Annotated in this window: 1 protein-coding gene; it reads right to left on the bottom strand. The window is 40.6% G+C overall.

All coding sequences use genetic code 11. The features are described from left to right. On the bottom strand, positions 1 to 234 hold a 234-nt coding region (locus CEX98_RS22445), incomplete at both ends, for an integrase core domain-containing protein (protein ID WP_172439843.1).

Here is a 234-nt window from a genome sequence, read left to right on the forward strand (position 1 = left end):
TACTTCTTGCAGTGACTCAAACAAGTATAAATCGAGCACTTCTTCACGATAACTTCGGTTAAACCTTTCCACAAAACCATTTTGGTAAGGACTGCCTGGCTCTATAAATTCCAACTTGATGTCATTTTTCATTGCCCAATCTTCGAGTGCCGTTGAAGTAAATTCTGGGCCATTGTCCACTCTAATCTGCTTTGGTTTACCGCGCCAAGCAATAATCTGTTGTAGCGTTCTAAT

The sequence above is a fragment of the Pseudoalteromonas piscicida genome, from assembly GCF_002744175.1.
In the GTDB taxonomy this organism is placed as follows: domain Bacteria; phylum Pseudomonadota; class Gammaproteobacteria; order Enterobacterales; family Alteromonadaceae; genus Pseudoalteromonas; species Pseudoalteromonas piscicida_B.